At 62.4% G+C, this 23,730-nt stretch carries 21 protein-coding genes and 1 tRNA gene; 7 read left to right on the forward strand and 15 right to left on the reverse strand.

All coding sequences use genetic code 11. The annotated features are described in order from the left end of the window. Nucleotides 1–385 precede the first annotated feature (385 nt). Entirely contained in the window at nt 386–1,144 is a 759-nt protein-coding gene (locus CR492_RS17050; protein ID WP_180982588.1) for a glycosyltransferase family 2 protein, read from the forward strand. A gap of 4 nt (nt 1,145–1,148) precedes the next feature. Here CR492_RS17050 and CR492_RS17055 read toward each other — a convergent pair whose 3' ends face one another. Further along, nucleotides 1,149–2,384 (reverse strand): transglutaminase-like domain-containing protein, encoded by a 1,236-nt coding sequence (locus CR492_RS17055; RefSeq protein WP_102844939.1) that lies wholly within the window; start codon nt 2,382–2,384, stop codon nt 1,149–1,151. A gap of 149 nt (nt 2,385–2,533) precedes the next feature. On the opposite strand from CR492_RS17055, the gene CR492_RS17060 reads away from it, so the two are divergent. Beyond that, a complete protein-coding gene (locus CR492_RS17060; RefSeq protein ID WP_102844940.1) occupies nt 2,534–2,899 on the forward strand; it encodes a hypothetical protein in 366 nt (121 codons plus the stop codon). Then, a complete protein-coding gene (locus CR492_RS17065; RefSeq protein ID WP_102844941.1) occupies nt 2,896–4,245 on the forward strand; it encodes a hypothetical protein in 1,350 nt (449 codons plus the stop codon). The genes CR492_RS17060 and CR492_RS17065 overlap by 4 nt, the downstream gene beginning before the upstream one ends. Before the next feature lie 127 nt (nt 4,246–4,372). On the opposite strand, the gene CR492_RS17070 is transcribed toward CR492_RS17065, so the two are convergent. The 6 genes from CR492_RS17070 to CR492_RS17095 are packed head-to-tail and all read right to left on the reverse strand — an operon-like array spanning nt 4,373 to nt 9,381. Continuing rightward, nucleotides 4,373–4,678: a lipoyl domain-containing protein gene (locus tag CR492_RS17070; RefSeq protein WP_102844973.1), complete on the reverse strand. Its 306-nt coding sequence runs from the start codon at nt 4,676–4,678 to the stop codon at nt 4,373–4,375. Then, complete coding sequence (locus CR492_RS17075; RefSeq protein WP_102844942.1) at nt 4,675–5,724, reverse strand: alpha-ketoacid dehydrogenase subunit beta; 1,050 nt, start codon at nt 5,722–5,724, stop codon at nt 4,675–4,677. Before CR492_RS17075 ends, CR492_RS17070 begins: the two co-directional genes overlap by 4 nt. Continuing rightward, nucleotides 5,714–6,640, reverse strand: a complete 927-nt coding sequence (locus CR492_RS17080; RefSeq protein ID WP_210200261.1) for a thiamine pyrophosphate-dependent dehydrogenase E1 component subunit alpha — start codon at nt 6,638–6,640, stop codon at nt 5,714–5,716. The genes CR492_RS17075 and CR492_RS17080 overlap by 11 nt, the downstream gene beginning before the upstream one ends. Beyond that, nucleotides 6,637–7,539 carry a hypothetical protein gene (locus CR492_RS17085; RefSeq protein ID WP_102844944.1) on the reverse strand — a complete coding sequence of 301 codons (903 nt, stop codon included), beginning with the start codon at nt 7,537–7,539 and terminating at the stop codon, nt 6,637–6,639. The genes CR492_RS17080 and CR492_RS17085 overlap by 4 nt, the downstream gene beginning before the upstream one ends. After that, nucleotides 7,532–8,566, reverse strand: a complete 1,035-nt coding sequence (locus CR492_RS17090; RefSeq protein ID WP_102844945.1) for a glycosyltransferase family 2 protein — start codon at nt 8,564–8,566, stop codon at nt 7,532–7,534. Before CR492_RS17090 ends, CR492_RS17085 begins: the two co-directional genes overlap by 8 nt. After that, a complete protein-coding gene (locus CR492_RS17095) occupies nt 8,551–9,381 on the reverse strand; it encodes an SGNH/GDSL hydrolase family protein (protein ID WP_102844946.1) in 831 nt (276 codons plus the stop codon). The genes CR492_RS17090 and CR492_RS17095 overlap by 16 nt, the downstream gene beginning before the upstream one ends. A gap of 333 nt (nt 9,382–9,714) precedes the next feature. On the opposite strand from CR492_RS17095, the gene CR492_RS20865 reads away from it, so the two are divergent. After that, nucleotides 9,715–9,790, forward strand: a tRNA-Thr gene (locus CR492_RS20865). A 723-nt stretch (nt 9,791–10,513) separates the two neighbouring features. Here CR492_RS20865 and CR492_RS17100 read toward each other — a convergent pair. The 8 genes from CR492_RS17100 to CR492_RS17135 form a co-directional block, all read right to left on the reverse strand. Further along, nucleotides 10,514–11,224: a L,D-transpeptidase gene (locus CR492_RS17100; protein WP_102844974.1), complete on the reverse strand. Its 711-nt coding sequence runs from the start codon at nt 11,222–11,224 to the stop codon at nt 10,514–10,516. A 333-nt stretch (nt 11,225–11,557) separates the two neighbouring features. Beyond that, nucleotides 11,558–13,912, reverse strand: a complete 2,355-nt coding sequence (locus CR492_RS17105; protein WP_102844947.1) for a tetratricopeptide repeat protein — start codon at nt 13,910–13,912, stop codon at nt 11,558–11,560. After that, the gene (locus CR492_RS17110; protein ID WP_102844948.1) at nt 13,909–14,331 is read right to left on the reverse strand and encodes a hypothetical protein; all 423 of its coding nucleotides are present in this window, start codon (nt 14,329–14,331) and stop codon (nt 13,909–13,911) included. The genes CR492_RS17105 and CR492_RS17110 overlap by 4 nt, the downstream gene beginning before the upstream one ends. 14 nt (nt 14,332–14,345) lie before the next feature. Next, nucleotides 14,346–15,395: an HAD family hydrolase gene (locus CR492_RS17115; protein WP_245412140.1), complete on the reverse strand. Its 1,050-nt coding sequence runs from the start codon at nt 15,393–15,395 to the stop codon at nt 14,346–14,348. A gap of 78 nt (nt 15,396–15,473) precedes the next feature. Continuing rightward, nucleotides 15,474–17,147, reverse strand: a complete 1,674-nt coding sequence (locus CR492_RS17120) for an arylsulfatase (protein ID WP_102844976.1) — start codon at nt 17,145–17,147, stop codon at nt 15,474–15,476. Nucleotides 17,148–17,305: 158 nt separating this feature from the next. Continuing rightward, entirely contained in the window at nt 17,306–18,949 is a 1,644-nt protein-coding gene (locus tag CR492_RS17125; protein ID WP_180982589.1) for an arylsulfatase, read from the reverse strand. A 78-nt stretch (nt 18,950–19,027) separates the two neighbouring features. Further along, entirely contained in the window at nt 19,028–20,467 is a 1,440-nt protein-coding gene (locus CR492_RS17130; protein ID WP_432431219.1) for a DUF1254 domain-containing protein, read from the reverse strand. 43 nt (nt 20,468–20,510) lie between these two features. Further along, complete coding sequence (locus CR492_RS17135) at nt 20,511–20,750, reverse strand: hypothetical protein (RefSeq protein ID WP_102844950.1); 240 nt, start codon at nt 20,748–20,750, stop codon at nt 20,511–20,513. 248 nt (nt 20,751–20,998) lie between these two features. Here CR492_RS17135 and CR492_RS17140 point away from each other — a divergent pair, with 248 nt between their 5' ends. The 3 genes from CR492_RS17140 (at nt 20,999) to CR492_RS17150 (ending at nt 23,726) form a co-directional block, all read left to right on the forward strand. Then, a complete protein-coding gene (locus CR492_RS17140) occupies nt 20,999–22,807 on the forward strand; it encodes an adenylate cyclase (RefSeq protein WP_245412141.1) in 1,809 nt (602 codons plus the stop codon). A 316-nt stretch (nt 22,808–23,123) separates the two neighbouring features. Next, a complete protein-coding gene (locus CR492_RS17145) occupies nt 23,124–23,315 on the forward strand; it encodes a hypothetical protein (RefSeq protein WP_102844952.1) in 192 nt (63 codons plus the stop codon). A 114-nt stretch (nt 23,316–23,429) separates the two neighbouring features. Beyond that, a complete protein-coding gene (locus tag CR492_RS17150; RefSeq protein ID WP_102844953.1) occupies nt 23,430–23,726 on the forward strand; it encodes an HdeA/HdeB family chaperone in 297 nt (98 codons plus the stop codon). Nucleotides 23,727–23,730 lie beyond the last annotated feature (4 nt).

The following is a 23,730-nucleotide window of genomic DNA, read 5'->3' on the forward strand; positions in this document are numbered from 1 at the left end:
GACCGCTGGTCGTCGCCAGCCGCACAGCTTCCTTTTCAAAGTCCGCCGTGAAACGGCGCTGCTGCTTCCCCATCGCGGTTTCCTTTCAAATCTCAGGAAACCTCTCCATTTTTCCGGGGCAAGTCCAAAGAGCTTCAGACCTCCGGGGCCATGACGAACCCATCACTTGAACGCACGCTCGTCGAAAAGGCGTGGCTCGGCGGTCCTAATTTCGTCCGTCTTCTGGGAGCGATCCCCGATTGGCGCTCAAAGAATTGGTGGCGGCCGCAATGAACTTATGGACCTCACTCAGTCCCCAACCTACTATTTGGCCAGACCTATTCCCAACCAGCTCGGGTTGAGTTAGCGCCGCAGGTCGATGTGAATGATAAATGTCGCTTGTTTGATGATCTGCCTCCCTGTCGCCGAACGCTTCGCCTTCTTTCAGCAAAGCGTCAGCGATTATCGCATGCAGACTTATCCGCATAAGACGCTGATCGTCGTCCTCGACGGACGCGGCGTGGAGGGACGCCGGCGCGTTTGCGATCATTTGGCGACACTCGAAGACCCCTCCATTCGCGTGATTGCCCCCGAGGGCGATCTTACCCTTGGCGCGCTTCGCAACGTCAGCTTCGAGGCGGCCGTGGCGGCCGTCGTCTGCCAATGGGATGACGATGACCGTTCGCATCCTCGCCGCATCGAGACGCAGCTTTCGGCCCTGGTGGAAGGCGATTGCGACGCCGTGTTCCTTCAGGACGTGATGCAATATTTCCCGCGTTCGAACGTTTTGCGCTGGATCAATTGGAGAGCGACGCCAGCGGGCGGCCATCCGGGAACGCTGATGGCGCGCCGTTCGGTCACCCCGCGCTATCCCGTCACGGGAGATAACGCGCAGCGCGGCGAGGATCTCGTCCTCGCACAGGCGCTGCTCGAACGCGGGCGTGTTGGCTACGTCGGCGAACAACCCCATCTTTATCTTTACGCGAGCCATGGGGCCAACACGTGGAGCGACGATCATCATCAGATGCTGAGCCGCGAGCTTTCGATTTCCCGCGGGCTTCTGCGTCGGCGCGAGTTGGAGATCCGTCGTGGGCTCGAGCCATTCTGCTTCGAGCCCGGCAAGATCGAGGTCGCGGGGAGCAATGGTTGCGCCTTCGTGCTCTGAGACCTCAGTCGCGATGACATGGGGACCGAGCTCCGTCCCATAACCGGACGCCGATCTCATCGCGCGTCACCCGTACGCCGTCGAGACCCTCGAGGTCGATGCGGACGCCGCTGTCCGCTGGCGTCTGGAGAACGCGCCAGACCGCTGGAATCTTGGCGCCGATCGCGCCGGTGAATTCGAGCGGAAGCCGTTCGACGACCATCCGGGCGTCAATGCAGCCGAAGAATCGGTCGCTCCAATCGGCGTCGCGTCCGCCGCGCGACAGATCCCAGCTCAGCAGGTCGAAAGGGGTCCATCCCCGCCCCCCGATCCAGGCTTCCGCCCAGAAATGATTGGTCGGCGCCCTGGGATAGAGCACATAGCCCCCGATGAGCCGGGCAGGGATGTCGACTGCGCGGCAAAGCGCGGCAAACAATGCCGAACCGAGCTGGCAATCATACCAGCCGGCGCGCACGACAAAGTCGCAGGGCGCATGCAGGTCGAGCTGGTCATAATGGATCGGCCCACAGGCGTATTCGGACAACATATAGGTCCAGAACGCCCGCAGGGCGTTTTCGGGACGCGGCGAGGGGCCGGCAAGGCGGCGCGCGAGGCCTTCGATCGCTTCGCTAACGACGATCAGGCCTTCGCGCCGGCCGAGATGACGCGGGTTGGGCGCATCGACCGACTGCCAACCGCGCGGGAACCTATAGGAGGCGCTCATGACGGCTTCTCCCTGGCCGCGCGAGAGGCCGGAGGCTTCGAGGCGCCCCTCGCTCACTGTCAGGCGGAGGTCGTCGAGGCCTTCAGCCACCGCCTTTTCGACGACAAGAGCAGGGCCATCGACGCTCGCCAGCGGCGCCGGGGCGCGCAATCGCATCGGTTTGCCGGCAGGAGCCGTCACCGCGATCGTGCGGCGTAAAGTCAATTCCACGCTATCGCCGGGGGCCGCGGCGAATTCGGCCACGAGGCGGCGCCCGGTCTCAACGTAATGGCTTTCCCAGAACAGGTCGCGGCCCTCAAGCCCGCGCCGCTTCAGGAAATGAATGACCTCCACCGGATCGAAGCGCCGTCCGCCGGCCGCGTCCGCGCTAAAGGGAAGGCCGCTCGCGATCCATTCCCCGAGGGCGTCGCGGACCTGCTGCTCGGCGCGGCTGTCATCCGCTTCAAAGGCAAATCCCGCGAGGCGCAGCATGGCAACGATTTTCTCCTCGCGCGCTGTGCGGTAGCGTTCTTCAAATACGGGCCCGGGTCCCTTCATGGAAAATCGCGCCTCAAACTGACGTCGTCACGGCCTGACGCGGAAAGAATCGAGCGACGCAATACGCGGTTGCGATCGACAAAAAGCCCGAGGCGCCCAACAATCGCGCTTGCGATCAATATGAAGCCGGCGCGGCGGCTGGAGAAAAAATGCTTTATGAACTGTTGCTCCCCAAAATCATCTCTAACATGACAAAAGCCCGCATCGAAACCGTCTACATGGCGGAAGGCGAAGAGGTCAAAACCGGAAAACTGCTCGATCTCAGCATCAATCTCGGCGACGTCGCATCCCAGAATTGTCCGCCAATTTCCTATTACAGGCTGGTCACCCGCGAGAAAGCGCATCTTCAAAAGCTGATCGTCGCGGGCGGGGAAACATGCGCGCCTGGAGCGCGAATCGCCGTTTTGAGCGACGCACCCGACGATGACGCCAGCCAGACGATCGCTCGACCTTTGCGCCTGACCGTCGCTGCGATCCTGTGGCATCCGCAGATGTGGTCGGCCAGTCAGCCATGACGGCAGAACTGACGACAGATTTGGTCCTTGGATCGCTCGGCGTGAAAGCGGGGCGCTCCGCCATCAGCTGGCTGCGCGAGAACGGCAGCCTTTGCCGCGCCGGCGAAGCGATCGGCTTTTGCTCTCTCGCCCTCGATCCTTCCGCGCTACGCTCCTTTGGCGGAAAGGGCTTTGCCGGCGAGGACGTGGTTCAGGCGGTCTTCGCGGCGCCATTTAGCGGGCATCTCGATCTCCGCTCGTCGGAGGCCGGCGGCCTGCTCGACCAGCGCGTTTTCGAACCCTGGCGCCCGGATGACATCGCCTGCCGCATCGAAGGCGATCCGGGGGATGCGCCTCTGGCGGCAGGGGCGCCGCGCGAAACGCGATCCGCGCCGCTGCGGTTGCTGCTGCTCGCCGGTCGGCGCATAGGCTGGCCCCTCGACGCGGGCGCCGCTCTGCTGCCCGGTCTTTATTCCCGCGCCCGCGCCTGGTGGGGGGATAAAATCGGGGACGCGCCAACTCTGCTCTCGTTTGGCCTCTGTGACGCAACGGGTTTCGTGCGCGGCCAGCGCTCCGCCTTTATCGAACTGTTCGAGTCGTCGGCTTTTCCCGCCCACATTGTGCATGTGTCGGAGAAGCCGCTCACACCGTGCGCCACCATTCTTCTCGAACAGCTCGGCCGGACGCCCGAGCAGGCAAGGCAGATCGGCCTTGATCTCAGCCGCAGTCTTTTCGACGGGCGCGCCGCGCCGCAGCCCGCCGATCTGATTTTCGCCGGCGCGCTGCTCCAGCAACTTGGCGATTCGCCGCTCCGCGACCGCCACGCCGTCTTTGACCGCAACGGGATCGTCATGACAAGGCCCGCGGTCCGGATCCTTATGTCAGCAAGCGCCGAGCCACGATCCATCCTGCGGCACAAGCAGCTTGGCTACCACATCGATATTCTGCCGGAAAATGCGCGGGCCGCGGGGCCAGCCATTCGCGGCTGGCTCAGATCTGCTTTTGAACCCGTGCGGCGCGCGCTCTCCGACATGCTTGACGACTATGCGCGCCTCGCTGACGCCGTCGCCGCGGCGACCGGCGCGCGTCTCCTGATCGTCAACCGCATGTCGACCTCTGGGCGCGAGGACATCATCAGCTATGCGCCTTTCGACGCGCCGCTCGGGCAGACGCTTGCCTATGTCGCCGGGAAGGAATTGAACCTGATGCTGCACGATCTCGCCGCGACGCGTGACGTCGGCATTCTCGACGTCGATGCGATTGCGGCCGAGATCGGCGGCGCGCGGCATCTGTCCGATGGCATCCATCAGAGCGAGGAGATGCAGGAACTCCTGCGCCGGGAGGTCCTGCATGTGCTGGCCGCATAGAGCGCTTTCCGGTCACATGGAATCATGTGATCGATAAGAAATCGCTCACATCAACGAGCTGGAGCATGTCCTTATCGTTCAGATAATTCCACCTGAACGGGACATGCTCCAGGCGCGGCGGCGCCCCTCAATCCACCGTGAAATCCACGGCAAGGATGGCCGCCGCGGCGGGGTCTTCCGGCAGCGCTTCGCCGGCCTCGTCGCTCATCAGGGCGATCGGGCTCTCGAGTTGCGCCCATTCTCCCACATCGGCGAGAATGGCGCGCAGCCAGCCGGCCTGGCCCGAACGCATCTCGACAAGCGCCTTGTGCGTTTCGAGCTCGACGATGAGTTCGCCCAATTCAAAGCGGCGCCCTGGCTCGCCGTGCCATTCGAGCACGCGAATCTCCTCGACGTCCTCGCCGACCCTTGGAACGACAATCTTGTAAATCAGTCTCCGCCTCCCTCGTTCGTGATGATTGCGTCCTCGGCGGCGGCCGCAAAGCGCGCGCCCAGCAAGGCCTTTGCCGCCGCGACGACGCGCCCCGCGTCCGGGACCACGGCAGCCTCGAGCAGGGGATTTGACGACACGGGCGCGGGCAGCGGGCCGACGCGGGCGGCGCGCAGGGGGCCGATCCGCTCGGCCACCCGCGCGGAAACTTCCGCCCCGACGCCGCATGTCAGCTGGCCTTCTTCGAGCGTGAGCAGCGCGCCGGTGCGCTGCGCCGATCTTGCGATCGTTTCGACGTCAAGCGGCGAAAGGCTGCGCAAATCGATGACTTCGCAGGAGATTCCGTCGTCGGCGAGGCGTTGCGCCGCCTCCAGCGCGACGCGGACCATGAAGGAATGCGCGGTGAGCGTGACGTCAGTTCCGGCCCGGAGGATTTGCGCCACGCCTATTGCGCCCACTTCCTCGTCGAGCGGAACGTCGCCGGCGCCCGGAAACAGCCTTTTGTGATCGACATAGACGAGAGGGCCGGTTTCGCGCAGCGCGGCCTTCATCAGCAAATAGGCGTCGGCGGGGTTTGAGGGGGCGACGACTTTCAGGCCCGGCACGCCCATCAGCCAGGATTCGATACATTGGGAATGGGCGACGCCCTGTCCCTTGGCGCCCGCCGTGGTCTTGACGACGAGAGGGGCAGTCATCCGTCCAGCGGATTTGAAACGGAGCTTGGCGCCATAATTGAACAGCGGATCAAGGCCGAGCATCAGAAAATCCATATAGGTGATGCTGACCAGCGGGCGAAAACCGCCCGCGGCAAGGCCAACCCCAACGCCCACCATCGCATTTTCGGCGACCGGCGTGTCGCGCACGCGCGCTGGCCCGAACTCCGCAAACAGGCCATCAAATTCGCGGTAGGAGCCGCCAAAGGCGCCGACGTCCTGTCCGAGCACGATTACACGCGCGTTCCGGCGCATCTCCTCCCGCACGGCGCGCGCGATGGCTTCCCGAAAGAACAGCCGCTCCGTGTTTGGCTTTCCGGGCTTCTCACCAGACATTGGCGAGCGCTTCATCGAGACGGGGCGGCGCCGACGCATCGGCAAAAACTGCGGCGGCCGCAATCTCCGCGGCGATCGCCAGATCGAGGTCTGTGACCTGCGCCGGATCGAGGTCGCCCCTTGCGATGAGCTTTGCCTCGAAGGCGCGAATCGGACAGCGCGCCCGGATCGCTTCGAGCTCCGGTTTGCTTCGCGTTTCCCGCGCCGTCGTTGAATGGCTCGCAAAGCGCAGTGACAGACATTCCATGAAGGCCGGCCCGCGCCCGGACCGCACAGTCTCGATTGCCTCGCGCGCGGCATCGGCCACCGCCTCGACGTCCATTCCGTCGACTGTCCGGGCGGGAATGCCATAAGGCCTTGCAAGATCGGCGAGGTGCGCGGGCGCCAGCGCATATTTGCGCGGCGTCGACACCGAAAGCTGATTGTCGTTACAGACGAAAACCAGAGGCAGGCGCCAGATCGCGGCGAGGTTCAGGGCCTCGTGCAGCGCGCCGGACCCGCAGGCGCCATCGCCGAAAGCGACCGCCACGATGGATTTTTCGCCAGCCAATTGGCGCGCCAGCGCAAGGCCTGCCGCAATGGTCAGGTTGCCGCCGACCACGGCATGCGCGCCGAAAAATCCGGAGGCCGCATCATTGACATGGCCGCGTCCGGCGACGCCGCCATTCAGACCCGTCGATTTGCCGAGCAGTTCGGCCAGCAATCTCTGCGGATCAAGCCCGCGCGCCAGGGCAAAACCGATCGAACGACCGCCGGTCAGGAGCTGATCCGCCGCGCCAAGCGCCGCGCACAGCCCGACGGCGACAGCCTCCTCACCGGAAGACAGCAATTGGAAGCCGTGGTCGCGCCGCACCGCAAGCGCGGTTTCAAAGGCCCGGATCAGCTTCATGGTGCGCAATTGTTGGCGCGGCGTCACGCGCGCCCCCGCCGGCCGCGACCCATGCTTCTGGCGGCAAGATGCGCCGCGCCGTTCCAGGCAAGAGCCGCGCAGTTGCGCAGGCCGCGCCGCTCCACCGCCGTGCGGAACCGTCCCAGCGCGTCCCACGGGCTGATCTTGCCGGACGCCAGCGCACGCAGATAAAGGGCCGCCTGGTTTTCAGATTCGCCGAAGGTCTGCACCGTCTGCGCAAAGCCGCCGACGCGCATGGACAGCGTGTTGAGTCCGGCGGCGGGTGCGCGAGCAGAGGCCTCATTTGGCCAGGGCGGCGGAAGGCTCGCAAGATGAGCCCGCGCCGCCTCGATAGCGCCTGCGGCCACGTGGTCGTCGAATGCTGTGGTCAACAAGGCGCCAGCGACGCAGCGCGCAACGGCCTCGGCCGCGAAAACGCCGCTAAGCCGATAATCAGTCGCAAGCACGCGCGCACCGACATCAGCCAGCGCCCGATCGACGTCGATGACAAGGGCGCCAGTCTCGCGCGACACATCGGCGGCGAGGAGATTTAGCCGGCGGATGCGGATGCGCCGCGCCGCTGCAAGCGCGGGATCGTCGCCTTCGTGAACGCTTCGGAACACGGTTAGGAGGTACAAAAACTCATGTGATCGCGCGGCCTCGCCCATGCGCGCCCGCAACCTTGTTTCAGTCTCATTCCAGGGCTCAGCGAAACGCTCGACCTCGGGCAGAAGCGAGGCGATGAAGAGTTCCCTTCCGCCCGGGACGTCCGGCGGCGCGTCAATGTCTGCGAAGGCGCAGTCGAGGCGGCAAGCGTCAGCGCCGGCTGCGGCAAGACAGTCGGCGACCCGCAGCGCCGCAAGGGAGAGCGCGGCCTGTTCCTCGGCAGGAACGCTCGCCCGGATGACGAACAGGCTGTTATTCAAGAAAGGCCCTTTCCCGCTCGCTGGCAGCCAGATGCGCCCGCCGCACCGCCTCGATTCCGACCACGCCGTCGCAGCGCCGCGCCGCTCTGAAGAGATCCGGAAGGGACCGGATACGCGCATATGCCGGAAGAGCGGACGTTTCCGCAAGGCTCGCCCAAAGGACAGCAAGAAGCGGAGTTTCGGGAATCGGATGCAGCCGGTAGAAGCGTTTTTCCCAATCTCTCTCGACAAGCGGGTCGCGCCAGCCTTTGCGGTGAATCATGTGAAATGAGCGGGCGCCTGTCGCCAGCGCCATCCGCAGCCCCGCCTTGACCAGCCGCAAGGCGATCTCGCGATGCTCGTTGATCGAAAGCTCGGGGTCAAAGCCGCCAGCTTCGAGGAAGGCCAAGCGCGCCACCGACTGGTTCGAGCCGGAAGCCGCGGCCCATAACACGCCGCAGTCGGTCTCTGCCTGCAGGGCCTCCATTTCGAGGTCGTAGAGGCGCCGCGGCCCTGCGCCAGGATAGATGCCCGGCTGCGCGCGCAATTCGATCGATGAGAAATTCCGGCTGATGTCCGCCTTGGTGACGCGGCTGCGCGCGCGTTCGCGCTCCGGCATGGCGGCGACCCTTGCCTCTTCGCCGGGCATGGGAGAGCCCGTTTCGGGATCGGCGAAGACTCGAGTCTGGCGCAAATGGAGCGTTTCGCCGCGCGCGACGACGCCGCCGCGCTTGCTGTGGGCGGCAAGATGACGCTCGACAAAATCGGGCGCAGCCAGCGTGTCCCCGTCGAGAAAAATGAGAATGTCGCCGCTCGCGCGCTGCGCGCCGGCGTTTGCCGCGAGAGAGCGGCCGAGAGCCTGCTCATGGTCGATCCGGACCAGCGGCGTCTCAATTGAGGCGGCGTGCAGAACGGCGTCCGTTTCGTCGGTCGATCCATCATTGACGACGACGATCTCGGCAGGTTCGCTCTGGCAGGCGAGCGAGGCTAGCGTCAGCCTCAGCCGCGCAGATTCATTCCGCGACCGGACGATTACGCTTGCTCGCATGCGTCAAGCCTTCTTTCGGTCGGCGGCGCGTCCGCTTCAAACAGGCCGAGGTCACAAAGTATGCGGACAACATCTTCGGCGACGAGGCGGCAGCCTTCCGGGGAAAGATGCATCGCATCGATCTTGAGCCCATCCGCGCCCGCGCGGGCGAGCACGGCGTCGACATCGACGATCGAGACGCCGGTCTTTGCAGAAAGCTCGATCAGTCCGAGATTGAAGCGGCGGACGGCCGTAGAGAATACCTCGTCGAGCCCCAGATGGCAGTGAATATGCTCACCCGGCATGACAAAGGAGAGATTGTAGATCAGGATCGGCGCCTGCGAGCGCTCCCGGATTCGATCGACAATCTTTTCGAGATTACCCATCGACTGCTCGACCGTGAGCGGGGCGGTCTCGACGAACTCCCGCCTAAGCCATTCCTGTTCATGCGCCGGCCAGCTTCCGGCGCTGTTCGGGTAGAACGGAAAGCCTGCACGCTGATGCCGGACCAGCCTTGTGGCGATCTCCGGCATAACCGACATGACGATCACATCGGCGTCGGTCTCAAAGACCTTTGTGCTGAACTGGCTCTCGAGCGGATAGGCGCCGAGCGGCGCACTGCAATCAGAAAGTTCTACTGGAACCGAGCCAGTCGCCTCAAGCAGCGCCTCGGAGCTGGTCGAAGTCTCATGCCTCATGCGGATCGATACGCCAGGATAGCGTGTCCGGACGATCTCATTGACACCGTTCCAGCACAATTTGCCGCCGATGCGGCAGGAATGAAGCGAGTCGTAAAGATCGACATTGCCTTTGAGGAACAGAGTAAGGCGTCGCAAAGGTTAAGCTCCCATGACGCCTTAACGTCCGCATTCGAAATATATTGCGACCGGATGCCAAGCAGCACGATGGCGAAATTCGCTCGGATGGCGACGCAGTAATTGCTCCACGTTAATTATATTCAATTTCGAGTTTGCAGCAAACAACTTGGGATAGTCGTGGACCTGTTCCACACCGAACGCGACACAGGATGGAGGAACTGGGATCCTGGCTTCTCTCCGGGCGCAGAGAAGGGCGCGGCAAACGAGGGCATTTCAAAGGGTCAAGCCCGAGAAAACTGGCTTAGCCTGAACACGGCATAAAAACAGCAGTTAAGACAATCTAAGAAATTCGCGCAATTTCGTGAAATGACCCCGTTCCAGCATTCGTAATGACGGGGTCGGGGGTTCGAATCCCTCTTGCGCGCCACCTAACATACTGAAATAACTTTATTATTCATTTCAGGCCACGCCCGATCTTTCAAATTCTCGGTCGTGTAAGCACTATGTCAGCAGCCGGATCGATTTCGCGGTTCTTTTCATCCCGCCCCTCGCCACGACCAACGCCATACGCTTCCAGCGCGGAGCGCTGGCGCATGCCCTCGTCTTTCTCTTCTTCAGCTCAAAAAAGAGACGAGCCGTCCAAGCTGTCCAAACGATATTGGATCAATGAGTTGCGAGATGGGCGCCGTCCAAGGGTTGTCCAAAATCGTCCAAGAGACGAAATAGGGCGATCGGCGAGGTCTCCGAGGGCAAGAAAACGGTCGAAATCGCCGGATCGCACCGGCTTGGCGCATCCGTGCGCTGTGGGCGCGCGTGTACCGATTTCTGGATCGCATCACTGGCGATGCGCCGGACTACGGCGGCGGCGCATGCGGCAAGGGGCCGGCAAGGACCTGCGGCTCTGCCGCCGCCGCGCAGGCCGCGAGTTGCCGCCGACGACGGACACATGTCGAACGTCCTGCGGGCGCAAACGCGCCGATTCCAGTCGGTCCGCATTTGGGGAAAACAATTAGGCAGCGAACGTTCGAAGCAGCGTTGCGCCGACGCACGGCAACTGGCCGCAGCGCGCCACAATCGCTATGACTCTGACGAACGGCGATGTTTCGCCTGGCTCCGCCGCGCGCCTGGATGGGGAAACTTACCCAGTCGCCTATGCCGGCAGGATGATCACCTTCGTCTTGACCGGCGTTCGCGAATAGAGATCGATCATGTCCTGCGTGAGGAGGCCGGTGCAGCCGCTCGTGACGCCGGTCCCGATCGACTCGGGGTCGCTGGTGCTGTAGATCGTGCAGACCGTGTACACGCCGTTCCGATAAAGATACAGCGTCCGGGCGCCGAGCGGATTGTCGAGACCTCCCGGCATGCCGCCGGCGTATTTGCGCGCTTCCGGCTGGCGCGCGATCATCTCCTTGGGCGGGGTCCAGGTCGCCCATTCCGCCTTGCGCCCGACGTAAGCGTCGCCCGTCCACAGGAATCCCTTGCGGGGGACATTGGCGCCGTAGCGGGTGGCGTTTCCATCGCCTTCGACGCGGTAAACATAGTAATTGGCCGGATCGATGATGATGGTGCCGGGCGCTTCCTTGGTGTCGTAGCTCACCGTCCGGCGATAATATTTCGGATCGACCCTGCTGACGTCAACCGCCGGAATCGGGAATTTCTTGTCAGGCACGGGCCCGTAGAGCTTCGCCGCCTCGGCGCGAACCAGGTCGTCGGTCGTCGCGCAACCGGCTAGCCCAAGCGCGCCGAGGCTGACGGCGGAGCCGAACAGAAACGACCGGCGGTTGAGAAGTTCCGACGAAAGCCCGAGCAGAGCTGCGTCGTCCCTCTCGCCGGCGTTGGCGAGCTCACCGTCCATGATCATGATTTTGGAGTTTCCCATATCCCGTCGCCCGACCAGAGAACGTTCCGGCTTATGCCCGCTGAACGTCCTTGTTGAGGCGGAGATTGCCGTTACATGGCTCAATTGGCAAGTTCAAGCCTTCGCTGGGCGGGGTTGCCATGCGCCAGAGCGCGTCCACGCGGTCTCGCCGTCGCGCATCGCGCTGGCTTCGAGCCAATAAATGACTGTAATTGCAACGTATTAGGCGCTTTTTGAGTCAAAAGTTGTCGGCCGTCGTCCTTTGGCGTTTGTTGGTATCCCGTAACATGCTGGTGGATCGTCACGGCGCCGCCCGCGTCTGTCGTCGGCAGGCCGTCATTTCGGCTGTCTCGCCTCCAGCTCCATGACGAGCACGCGAAGGTGCGCGTCGCTGGGGAAAAGGGCGCTGAGTTGTCGCGCATGCACAAGGGCGGTTGCAAGGTCGCCGCGTTCGCGCGCCATGGAAACGAGAGCAATCAGAATATCCCGGTCTGCCGGGTGGCGCTGATGCGCCGCCTCGAGCGCGGCTGCGGCGTCCGCCGGCGCGCCGGTCGAGTTTAGCGCAATGGCATAGACATAGGCATAGCGCGCATTGCCGGGGGCAAGCTCGCTGGCGCGTTTAAGCTGGGCCAGCGCGTCAGGGTAATTTTTCTGCCGCACCAGCGCGAGACCCAGCGAATGGCGCGCGTCGGCATTCCCCGGCTCGAGATCGATGGCTTTGCGCAGCCTGGCGACGCTCTCCTCGCTTCGACCGAGCTGGCGGTCAAGATCGGCGAGATTGACGAGCGCCGGCACGAAGCCGGCGTCGAGCCGCAGCGCCGCCTCGTAATGCGCCTGCGCTTCCGGCGCGCGCCTCTGCCTGGCTTCGAGAATGCCAAGATTGAGATGCGCTTCCGGCCGGTCGGCGTCGACCATTTCGGCGTCGATCAATTCAAGAAAAGCGGCGGCATAGGCTAACTGCTGCGGGCCGGGCAATTGTTGATGAGCGTCGGCCAGCGCGCGCGCCGCCTCGATGCGGACCGCCCGCACCGGATCGCTCAGCAGAGGCCCCAGCGCCGCGATCATCGCCGGCGTTTGCGTGGCGGCAAGCGCGCGTGGGGCGGCGGCGCGCACGAGCGGATCAAAGTCGCCGATCGCCGCTTTGATTGCGGCTTCCGACTGGGGCGTCGCTAGCGGCTGAAGCAGCGCGAGAGCGCTGGCTCTGGCGATCGCCGGCTGTGTCGAATCGAGAATCAGGCTGTCGAGCTTGGTTTCGGCGCCCGGCGCGCCCTGCCGTCCGGCATGGAGGGCCAGGCCGTAATGGCCGCTTGTCTGACGCCCGCCCGGAAACCAGCTGGCGACGATGTGCGTCGCCCATTCGGCGCCTTTGTCGGCGTGGCATGTGGCGCAGGCGTTGGGCGCGCCGATCGAAAGGGTGAGATCGGGGCGCGGGACGCGCAGACTGTGATCGCGCCGCTCATCGACAATCATGTAGGTCTTGGCCGGCATGTGGCAATTGACGCATTGCGCGCCCGCGCCGCCCGGCTGGTGGTGGGAATGCGAAACCGTGTCGAATTTTTCCGGCAAATGGCATTGTGCACAGAGCCCGTTGCCTTCTGCGCGCAGCTTGAGGCTATGGGGCTCATGGCAGTTCGAGCATGTCACGCCCGCATGAAACATGCGGCTCTGGACGAAGGAGCCATATTCGAACACCTCGCCGTCGATCTGGCCATCGGCGTGATAGAGGCCGCGCTCCAGTAGCGCGGGCAGATTGGCGTCGAGGAAAGGCGCGCCAATCACCGGCTCCTTGACGATGACTTTCCGGCGCGCATGGCAGTTCGCGCAAATATCGAGTTCACGCCTGTCGGAAGGCGTCGCGCGCTCGGCGATGCCGGTCGCGGGATTCATGCGCCATTCGCCATTCACGGCGGCGTTGAGCGCCGTCGTCAGCCCCTTGTCGTCATACTGCGCGGGCGCGGAGCCCGGCGGCGCTTTGGCGCCGGCTTCAGCCCAGGCCAGATGGCGTGACCCCGGCCCGTGGCAGGCCTCACAGGAAACGTTGATTTCGCCCCATGTGGTCGCATAGGCGTTGGCGGCGAGATCGAAATTTTTCTTGAGGTCGGTTGAGTGGCAATTGGCGCATTGATAATTCCAGGTCTGGTCGCGCCCGGTCCAGTGCAGCCGGTCGCCCGGCGGCGGCGGCGCGTCCGGATAAAGATGGATCCAGCGCTGGCCGCCCTCCGCCTTCGGCCGGCTGTCCCAGGCAACGCCAAGCGCCTGAAAGCGCCCGCCCGGAAAGGCGATCAGATATTGCTGCAGCGGATAAACGCCGAAAGTATAGGCGATCTTGTAGTCATGCAGCGCCCCGTCCGGCCCGTCGGTACGGACCATGAACGCGTCATCTTTGCGACTGAATGTCGTCGTAACGCCATGATGGGCGACGCTCGCGCCGGAAAAATGGCCCAGCACCGTGGCGGCCGTCGGCTCCTGCATCGCCTCGGCATGGTGCGATGACGCCCAGGCTTTTGCTTGCGCCGCATGGCAGCCGGCGCAAGCGGCTGCGCCGACGAATGCGGGTTCCGGCGCTTTGGCGTTTTGGGCGAGAGCGGGCGCAATGAAAAGCAGCCGAAGCAGGCTGGCGAAGGAACGGAAAACCGGCTTTCGCCCGCGCGCGGGAGCAGCCTTCGACTGAAGCCGGAACAGCCTGATCATTTTGATGTCGATTGTTCCTCGCGTGGATTGAAGCAAGCCAGGCCCCAGAGCGCAAGCGCGGCATGCGCCGCCGCCGCGGGCCACAGCAGAGGCCCGGTCAGGCGCAGCGCCACGCCCGCATAAGCGAGAAGCATTGCCACAATGGCGTCGTAAATGAAAACGCCGACGAGCAGTCCTGTCCGCGAGGGGTTTGGCCCGTCCGCCCGCGCGAGCCAGCAGGCCGCGCCGATGGCGAGCAGAGCTGATCCGAAGGCCCGCCCGAGGAAAACCACCTCAATCGCGACGGAATCGAGCCCCAGCAAAAGCCGGAATGCAATTTCAGGCTGGAACAGAAGACAAAGCGCCGTCGCGCTTTCGGTGATGGCGGTTACGTTCAGAAAGCGATTCGGATGGGTCGACGCCGTCGCGGTCAAGGTCAATGTGCGGGGCCCTGCTATTCAAAGGCAAAGATCTTTTTCCAGTCGGTCTTCATGCGGATCACGATCCAGCCCTGTTTTGCCGCCTCGTCATACAGCTCCTGCGTAAACGGCCCGACCCAGCTTTCGGGCAGTCCCTGCGCCGGTCCATAGGCATATTCGCGCGCCGCATCATCGTGCAGGACAAGCAGGCCGAGCCGGGCGCCGGAGCCAGCCGTGGTATATTCCAGCATCTGGCGGTCGCCGGTCGAATTGCCGAAGGCGATGATCGGCCGCGCGCCGATCTCCATATGAATGGCCTCCGGCTTGCCGGCATTGTTGTCGTTCAGTAGCAGCTTTGGCTCTTTTGTGAGGATCGGCTTGCCGTCTTTGTCATAGCCATATTTCACCCCGCCGACAGAGCCCACAACCTGATCTGGCGGAATGCCGTAGACCCGTTGCGCATAGGCGCGCACGAAATCCTGGCCGCCGCCGGTGACGATGTAAGTCTTGTAGCCATTGGCGCGCAAATAGCGCATGACTTCGAGCATCGGCTGGTATGTCAGATCCGTGTAGAGCCGATCCCATCGGGGATGTTTTGCGGTCCCGATCCATTTGACGACATCAGCCCGAAACGCGTCGACGTCCATGCCGCTGAGGGTCGCCATGGCGATCGCCTCCAGATCCTTCAACGAGAGTTTTGCGATCGCTTCGCGATCGCCGGACAGAACCGTCCTGAAGGGCTCGACATCCCTGAGTTCGGGCCTAGCTTCGACAACCGCCGGAACGCGCTCAAGGCAATAGACCACCTGCGTATAGACCGGCTGTTCGACCCAGGTCGTGCCGTCCTGATCAAATGTTGCAATGCGCGCCTCAGGCGCGACGAAATCGGGGCTCGCGCTGTCGGTGGTCAATTTGACGAGGTCGATGATGGCGTTTTTGGCCGGGCCGTCGTTCCATGAGGGCAGGGGATCGGCCGCCAGTCCTGTTTGCGCGGTAGCGGAGATCGGCGCGACACTTAGCGCCAAAACCGCAAGCGCCGCGAGCGCCGCCCGGCGGTTCAAGGCGAAAACTTCCCGCATCTTCATGGCCGCCGCCTCTTGCCACATGGGTTGCATACGGAGTTTGGCGGGCGCGAACGCCCGCCTGTTCACGTTTCGCTTGGTTTATTGTCCCTGGTGCGCCTTGATTGCCGCCTCGATCTCGGCCTTGACGTTCTGCAGATTGAAGGACGCCGACGCTTGCATCGGCGGGAAGTCGATCGCCGTTTCGCCGAGTTTCGCAACTTCTTGCTGGACCAAAACGAAGCGCCAGAATTCGCGCGCCATGAAGTCGTTCATATAGGCGGGCGAAGAGTCGTTCAGGCTTTGCCCGCGCAGCGGCGAGAGCCGCTCGAACGGATCCTGCCGGATGTTGACGATGGTCGGCATGTCGGTTGCGACTTTTTCGCCCGGCCAGCCCCAGGGCTGTTGGAAGAACTGATATTTGAAATCGTCGAGCCGCAGCGCGCCAAGATGCGGTCCGCCGAAGTAGAAGATTTCATGACGCGCCGTCTTCGCCTTGCCGGTCAACAGGTCGAGCTGATTGTAGCCGTCGAGATGGTTCTTGTAGGTCTGCCCTTCGAGCTCGACGCCCTTCAGGAGCTTGTCCTTGATGTCCGGAACGCCGGCGGCGGCAGACAGCGTCGGCAGCCAGTCGAGACCGGAGAAGATGCCGTTCTCGACCGAACGCGGCTTCACCTTGCCCGGCCAGCGGATGATCGCCGGAACGCGGAAGCCGCCTTCATAGATGGTGCCCTTGGTCGCCTTGAACGGCGTCATGCCGCCATCCGGCCAGGTGAAGACTTCGGCGCCATTGTCGGTGGTGAAAATGACAATCGTGTTGTCGGTTTCCCCAATATCCTCAACATGCTTCAGAAGCGCGCCAATGCTGTCGTCCATCTGCGCCATGCCCGCCTCCTCGAGGCCGAAATTATCTGTCGCATTCATCTTCGCCTGATATTTCGGCGGCAGGAAGGTGAACACATGCATGCGTGTGGTATTGTGCCAGACGAAGAAGGGTTTGCCGTCTTTCTTCGCCTTGTCCATGAAGTCGCTGGAGGATTTGACGAGCACTTCGTCGAACGTCTCCATGTCATATTTGGCCTTGCGGCCTTCCTGCCAGCCCTGCTGGTCCTTCATGTCGGGGAAGGGCGCCAGCGGGCCTTCGTCGATGATCTTCTGCTTGCCGATCTTGCCCCAGCGCAGCTGCTCGGTCGGGTCATCCACGGCAGAGGCAAAACTGTGCACCAGGGTGCGGGGGCCGTATTTGTCCACCCAATCCTGCGGATAGGAATACCAATAGGGGTCGGACATGGCGTCGAGATGGTAGAGATAGCCGAAGAACTCGTCGAAGCCATGCACGGTCGGCAAGAATTTGTTGAGATCGCCAAGATGGTTCTTGCCGAACTGCCCGGTCGCGTAGCCCTGCGCCTTCAGCACGGTGGCGAGAGTCACGGCTTCCGCGGGCAGCCCAATGTCTGCGCCAGCTTGGCCGACGGTGGTGAGGCCCGTGCGGATCGGCAGCTCGCCGGTGATGAAATTGGCCCGGCCCGCCGTGCAGCTCGCCTCGGCGTAGTAATCGGTGAACATCATGCCTTCGTCGGCGAGCTTGTCGAGGTTCGGCGTCTTGCCTGACATGATGCCACGATGATAGGCGCCGATATTGAACCAGCCGACATCATCGCCCATGATGACGAGAATGTTGGGCTTTTTGGCCGGCGCCTGCGCGAGGGCTGGCCCTGTCAAGGCCGCAAGCGTGACCACGAGCGCGCTGCTCGCGAGTGTCCGTCGAAGCGTCATGGACTGTCCCTTTCTCTTGATTTTGATGTGAATGACGGCTCGCTCGATGCAGAGCGTCTTTCGGGCCGAGAGCGTGATGCTAAAAGTTGTAGACTTTTCGACCTTTGCCTTTCTGCATTGCAAACAAACAAGGGCGCCTGCCTGCCCGTTGCGGACGATCAATCTCCGCTCGGCTGCTGCATCTTTTCCATCGCCCGGTCGATAGAGAAGGTCGCCGCCTTCTGCCTCGGGGGAAACTCCTTGAAGGTCGCCAGGAAGTTGCCGACGTAGGTCTGGGCCGGCACCAGCATGAATGCGTGGTCGAGCAGCCAATCGTAGTAGGTGTTTGACGTGATATTGGCGCGCTCGTAGGGATCGAGCCGAAGATTATAGATGAGCGGGACGCGTAGATGGGTGAAAGGCTCGGCCCAGACCTGCAAGGTTCCCGGCGCTCTTTGCTCGGCGAAAACGAACTTCCAATTATCGTAACGAAGCCCGGTCAGATCGCCGTCGTCGGAGAAATAGAAGAATTCCTTGCGTGGTCCCGTTTTCTCGTCGCCGGTCAGATAAGGCAGCAGATTATAGCCGTCGAGATGCGCCTTGAAGGTTGTCGCGCCGGCCTTGTACCCGGTGAGCAGCTTCTCCTTGACATCGGGGACGCCCGCCGCCGCAAGCAGTGTTGGCAACCAGTCGAGATGCGAGACGATCGCGTTGGAGACCGTTCCGGGCTTGATCTTTCCCGGCCAGCGGACCATCGCAGGCACGCGATAGGCGCCTTCCCAGTTGGAGTTTTTTTCGTTCCGGAAGGGCGTCATTGCGGCGTCCGGCCATGAGTTCATATGCGGGCCATTGTCGGTCGAATACATCACAATGGTGTTGTCCTCGATGCCGAGTTCTTTCAGCTTGGCGAGAACGGATCCAACATTCCGGTCATGGTCGATCATGGTGTCGGCGTAGGGGCCAAGCCAGCGACCGGCCTGCCCGAGGCTCTCCGGTTTGGTATGCGTACGGAAATGCATATGGGTGAAGTTGACCCACAAAAATACCGGCTTGTTGGCCTTGACCTGCTTGTCAAGGAACTCGACCGAGCGGTTGGCGATGTCGTCGTCGATTGTCTCCATCCGCTTTTTGGTCAGCGGACCTGTATCTTCGATTTTTTGCGCGCCGTCGGGCAGGGCAAAACTATGCAAAACGCCGCGCGGTCCAAAATTCTTCCGAAAATTTGGAAACTCGGGATCGTTGGGCTTCGGATAATCGGGAAGCTCTGGCTCTTCTTCGGCGTTCAGATGGTAAAGATTGCCATAAAATTCGTCGAAGCCGTGAGCGGTCGGCAGAAACTCGTCCTTGTCGCCAAGATGATTCTTGCCGAACTGGCCGGTCGCGTAACCCTGGGCCTTCAGGAGATCCGCAATCGTCGGATCCTCTTTTCGCAAGCCAACATCGGCGCCCGGAAGCCCGACTTTGCTAAGGCCCGTCCGAAACACGCTTTGGCCCGTGATGAAAGCGGAGCGCCCCGCCGTGCAGCTCTGTTCGCCGTAATAGTCGGTGAACTTCATGCCCTGATCAGCAATTCCGTCGATGTTGGGCGTGCGGTAGCCCATCAGCCCGTCGGTATAGGCGCTAAGGTTCGACTGGCCAACGTCGTCGCCCCAGATGATGACGATATTGGGCTTCTTAGCCGGCGCCTGGGCCATGGCGGAAAAGCCTGACGCAGCCGCGGCCACAACCGCCAGCGCCGCCGTCAATAGTGGATGTCGATGGCTCACGTTTCCTGCCCCCTGTCGCCGAATTATAGACGCGCTATGTTTTCTTGGCCGGAGCATTTGGGAGAGCATGTCCACGGCGGATCGATTCGCTCAATCTGTCTCTTGATTAGATGGCCGGCCGGACGTTCCCTGCCTTCAACCAACTTTCTTGACAGGCGGTAGAACCCAGGAACCGTCAAGGATCGACGGGTTGTTCTCCTGCGGCCAATACAGGCGCATCATCAAAATGAATTTGCCTTTGGGCGCGGGCAGCCAGTTCGACTCTCTGTCCGCGCCGGGCGATTCGTTCTGAATATAGAGGTCAACCGAACCATCGGCGTTAGTCTTGAGGTCCTGTCGCGGGCTGATCGAATAGCGGTTCAGCGGATTCTCGACAAAGAAATAAGCCGCATCATACATGGTCAGCGACCAGAATCCCTTGACCGGCGGCGTCAGGCCCTTCTTGAAGGTGAGGATGTATTGTTCCGAGCCCATATAGTTGCGGCCGATCAAGCCGCCCGCATATTTTTGAGAGGTCGGATAGACAGCGTCCTGCGGACGGTTGGCGCCAAGGCCAATTGCCGTGACGAGCGCGCGCTGCAGATAGTTCGTCCCGTATAGTCCGGTCTTGGTGGTAAATCCCCAACCGTTGACGTTTTGCACATCGCCGTCGCTGTCCTTGAAATGCAGCATGATGCGGTCGAAGCCGACCTCCGGGACGCGCTTAGCGAAAGCCGGATCGAATTTGGCTTTATCGAAATCCTTGCCGGCCACGATGCCGATGGCCGCCAGCCTTTCGAGCAGTGGGGCGTCGGCTTCATAGGGAGGATTGCTCTTCATCAGTTCGCAGAGCAGGGTGAAATATTCGACCGCATCCATGCGATTGACCTGCTCGCGCACGGCCGTCTTCATGTCGATCGACGGATCGACCACGCCCGCCGGCGGCGTGTACTCCTTGCCATAGGCGCTAAGAGGGACGAGCGCGACCTGGTCCTGCAGCGCATGGACGATCTTATAGTCTTCCGGCGTACCCGTGCAGTAAATGCGCCCCAGCAGCCAGACGAGATTCGTCGCCGACTTGTATTCCGTCACGCCGGACGGCAGCGCTCCAGTCCAGCCGGGGCCGGTGATGGCGTAGGTTTGCGCGCCTGTCCCCGTCGTGCGCTTGCCGGGAACCTGAAAAACGCTGGTCCAGCCGTCGAGCAGGGGAAACAGGGCGTAGCGATCGTCCAACGCCGGAATGCTGAGCACCCAGGGTTCTTTGCCGACATCAAAAAAGGACGTTGTATAAAGCGTGTCGGCGTTCGGAGCCGTTACGTCGCGAAACTTGGCGTCAGGGTATTGGCGAAGCTTGATAACCTGGCCCATCGGGCCTTTCGTTCCAACCGGCGCAGCGACGTTGGTGATGACCCGCCGCGTCATTTCCATCGTCACCAACGGATAGCCGAAGGCATAGGCCTCGACAGCCAGAGCAAACTCTTCGGTGCTTTCGATCAGGTCAGAAATCGGCCCTTCAAATGCTTTGGCCGTAGAAACGATCGAAGCGCCGGCGAATAAGCTTAATCCTCCGGCTGAAATGGAGCGTCGCGACAGCATCAATACTAAACTCCCCTATCGTCGAATCTTGTCGATACTCGGATCAATCGGCGGACAGCGCAGAGGCGAGCTCCGCAGCGAGGCCGTCGACCAACTCCCGCAACTCCGCACAGCGCTCCTCGCGCTTCGGCCATTGCGAAACCTCCCATGTCTTCAGGGCGTCCTCCGCTTCCGCAAGATCCTCGCAAAGAGAGGAAAATGAGTCGTCGAATGCGGCGCGCTGTTCGATCGCCCTCCGGTGTGACGGAAAGCGGCGTAAGGCGGCGGTGATGTTTCCTTGCATGTCGATGCATCCGCCGGTCGAGCGTGGCTTGCACGGTCTTGCTTCGGTATGGCAGGCGATGCGCGCCTTGGGGAGTAGCTTCCCGTATCCTACGCCTGAACAGTTTATGTATTTGATGTGATAACTTGAGCTTTGCAGTAAAGGCGCTCTCGCGCGAGATCTCCTTGCAATTTTGCGTCAGAGCTTGCATCGATTGACCGGGAAATTAAACGAGCTCAGGCATATGAGCGCGCAAGGGAGCATGCGTGTTGAGCAGCGAACTCGCGGCGGAAAGTGAGGGCCCTGGCTCTGCTCTCTCCCCCGAGAGCGTGCTGGCTCAGCTTGATCGCATTTTGTCCAGTCCCGAATTCCAGCTGCCCGAACGCGGGCGATCGTTCTTGCGCTATATCGTCTCGGAAAGTCTTGCCGGGCGGGCGCAGCGCATCAAGGCCTATACGATCGCCATCGAGGTGTTCGGCCGCGAGGAAGGTTTTTCGCAGGAGGATCCTGTCGTGCGGATCGAGGCGAGCCGGCTGCGGCGGGCGCTCGAACGCTATTATCTCATCGCCGGACAGAGCGATCCCATCCGCATCGATATGCCCAAGGGCGGCTATGTTCCGACCTTTGCGACGCAGCTGCAATGCGCGAAGCACGCGCCGCCCGAGGCCCTGCCGCCAGGCGCGCCGCCGGACGCCGCGCCGAACGTCGCCGCCGAGCCCGAGCGACGCTCAGGCGCACAGAAAAACGCGACCGCGCTGATCGTTTTCCTCGGCCTGCTCAGCGCGGGCTATTGGCTGTTCCATTTCCCGGCGCCGCTACGCGCCCCGCCGGATGGGACGAAAACTGGCCCCCAGGCGCCGGTTCTGGCGGTCGCGCCCTTCGCAGATCTTGGCGAAGGGCCCTTGTCGAAGCTTTATGCCCTTGGACTTCGGGAAGAGTTGCTGACCGATCTGCCGCGCTTCAAGGAGCTGCGCGTTCTCGGCCGCGAGACGTCGAAGGCCTTGCCAGCCGAGGCGGAGGCGGCCCCCGTGCTGCAAAAGCTCGGCGTAGGCTACATGCTGACAGGCGCCGTGCGCGTCGCCGACGACCGGTTGCGCGTGACGGCGCGGCTGCTCGAGGCGGACAAGGGCGAGATCCTCTGGTCGCAGAGCTATGAGCAGAATCTAAGCTCCGGCGGGCTCTTCGCCATTCAGGCGGATATCGCAGGCAAGGTTGCGAGCGCGGTGGCGCAACCCTATGGCGTCATTGCACAGGCAGACGTCGCGCGCTCGCTGCGCCAGCCGCCCGACGATCCCGATGCTTATTTTTGCACTTTGCACTTCTATATCTATCGCGCGCAATTAAGCCCTGAAAAACATGCAGCGGCGCGCGATTGCCTGGAAAGCGCCATCAAACGCTTCCCGGACTATGCGACCGCCTTTGCGATGCTCTCGATCATCTATCTCGACGAAGACCGTTTCCTCTATAATCCGCGTCCGGGAGCGCCTGCGGCGCTTGAGCGCTCGCTTGCCGCGGCGCGCAGAGCCGTCGAACTCGACCCCGCCAATGTGCGCGCGCAGCAGGCGCTGATGACGACGCTGAACTTCAATCAGCGTTTAGCCGAGTCGCTTGAAGTGGGCGAGCAGGCGCTGGCGCTGAACCCCAACGACACCGAGCTTATGGGGGAGTTCGGAACGCGGCTGGCCTTGAGCGGGCAATGGGAGCGCGGAAAAGCCCTGTTGAGTCAGGCTCTTTCCCGCAACCCCGGCGGCTCGGCCTATTATCGTGGCATGCTTGCTATCGTGAATTATATTGAGGGCGATGACCGGCAGGCGCTGATTGATATCCGCCAGTCAAATCTCCAGGCATTTCCGCTTTACCATCTGATCGCCGCCGTCGTTTATGCGCAAAATGGCCTCGACGCCGAAGCCAGGACCGAAGCCGACGCCTTCGTCAAAATGAACCCGAAGTTCATTCCAAATGTCGATGCGGAGCTGATTAAGCGCAATATAGGCCGTGATGATCGCGCCCATATGATTGCCGGCATGCGCAAGGCGGGCCTGACGCCGCCTCCCGACGCGGGCGCGCCCGGTCATTGACTGTCGAGTCAGATAGCCCGCCGTTGTCGAAGGCTGTAGAGCTTCAGTCGGAATTGCTTGCCACAGAACATACCCGATAATACTACCTCTCTGCAAAATTTACGCTAAAGGCCGATTGGTCTCGATTGAGGATCAGCAAACCGAACGAGAAACTCTCCCACATCAACGAGGTGCGGGCGGGCCTGAATTATCGTTTCGGCGGCTTTTGAAACGCAGATCCACTCTGGGTCCTCGCGTCCGCGACGCCAATATCCACCTGGACATGGGCGGGGTAAATCAAGTTAATTCTTTCGGCCGGCCTATAAGGATAACTCAAATGAAATCGACCATAAGCGCCGCCCTCGCCGCCTTCATCGTCATGGGCGCCATCATCGCGACAGTTGAAGAGGCGGGCGCCGTCGTCTGCGCCCGCGGAGTCTATCGCGCCGGCTGCGCAACGACGCGCGGCGCGGCCGTCGTGCGCCGGCCGCCAGTCGCGGTTCACCGTCGCGCGGTCATCGTCCGCTAGGCTTTCTCGCAAGGCGTCGCCGCTCGCGACGCAGACACGCCCCCTCCTTTCCCCTTCGAAGCTGGTCGTCGTCCTTTGACGCCGGCCCGCCAAAACACATGGAGACAAGACAAAATGAAAAAACTCGTCACAGCGCTGGCGCTCGTCGGCTCGCTCGGCGCCGGCGCGGCGCAGGCCCAGGTCATGATCGACATGCGCATGATTACCTGCGCGGAATTTACCGCCATGCCGCCGGCCGACGCCGCGCTGACAAGCGCCTGGCTCAGCGGCTGGTTCAACCAGAAGATCGGCTCGACCACGGTTAACCTCGAAGGCTTCGCCAAGAATGTCGAGAGCGTAACCAAATGGTGCGGCTCCTATCCCAAGGAAACGGTCATGAGCGGGCTGCAGCGCGCTATCGCCCCGAAGTAGTTTC

The sequence above is a fragment of the Methylocella silvestris genome (genome assembly GCF_002891535.1).
Lineage (GTDB): Bacteria > Pseudomonadota > Alphaproteobacteria > Rhizobiales > Beijerinckiaceae > Methylocapsa > Methylocapsa silvestris_A.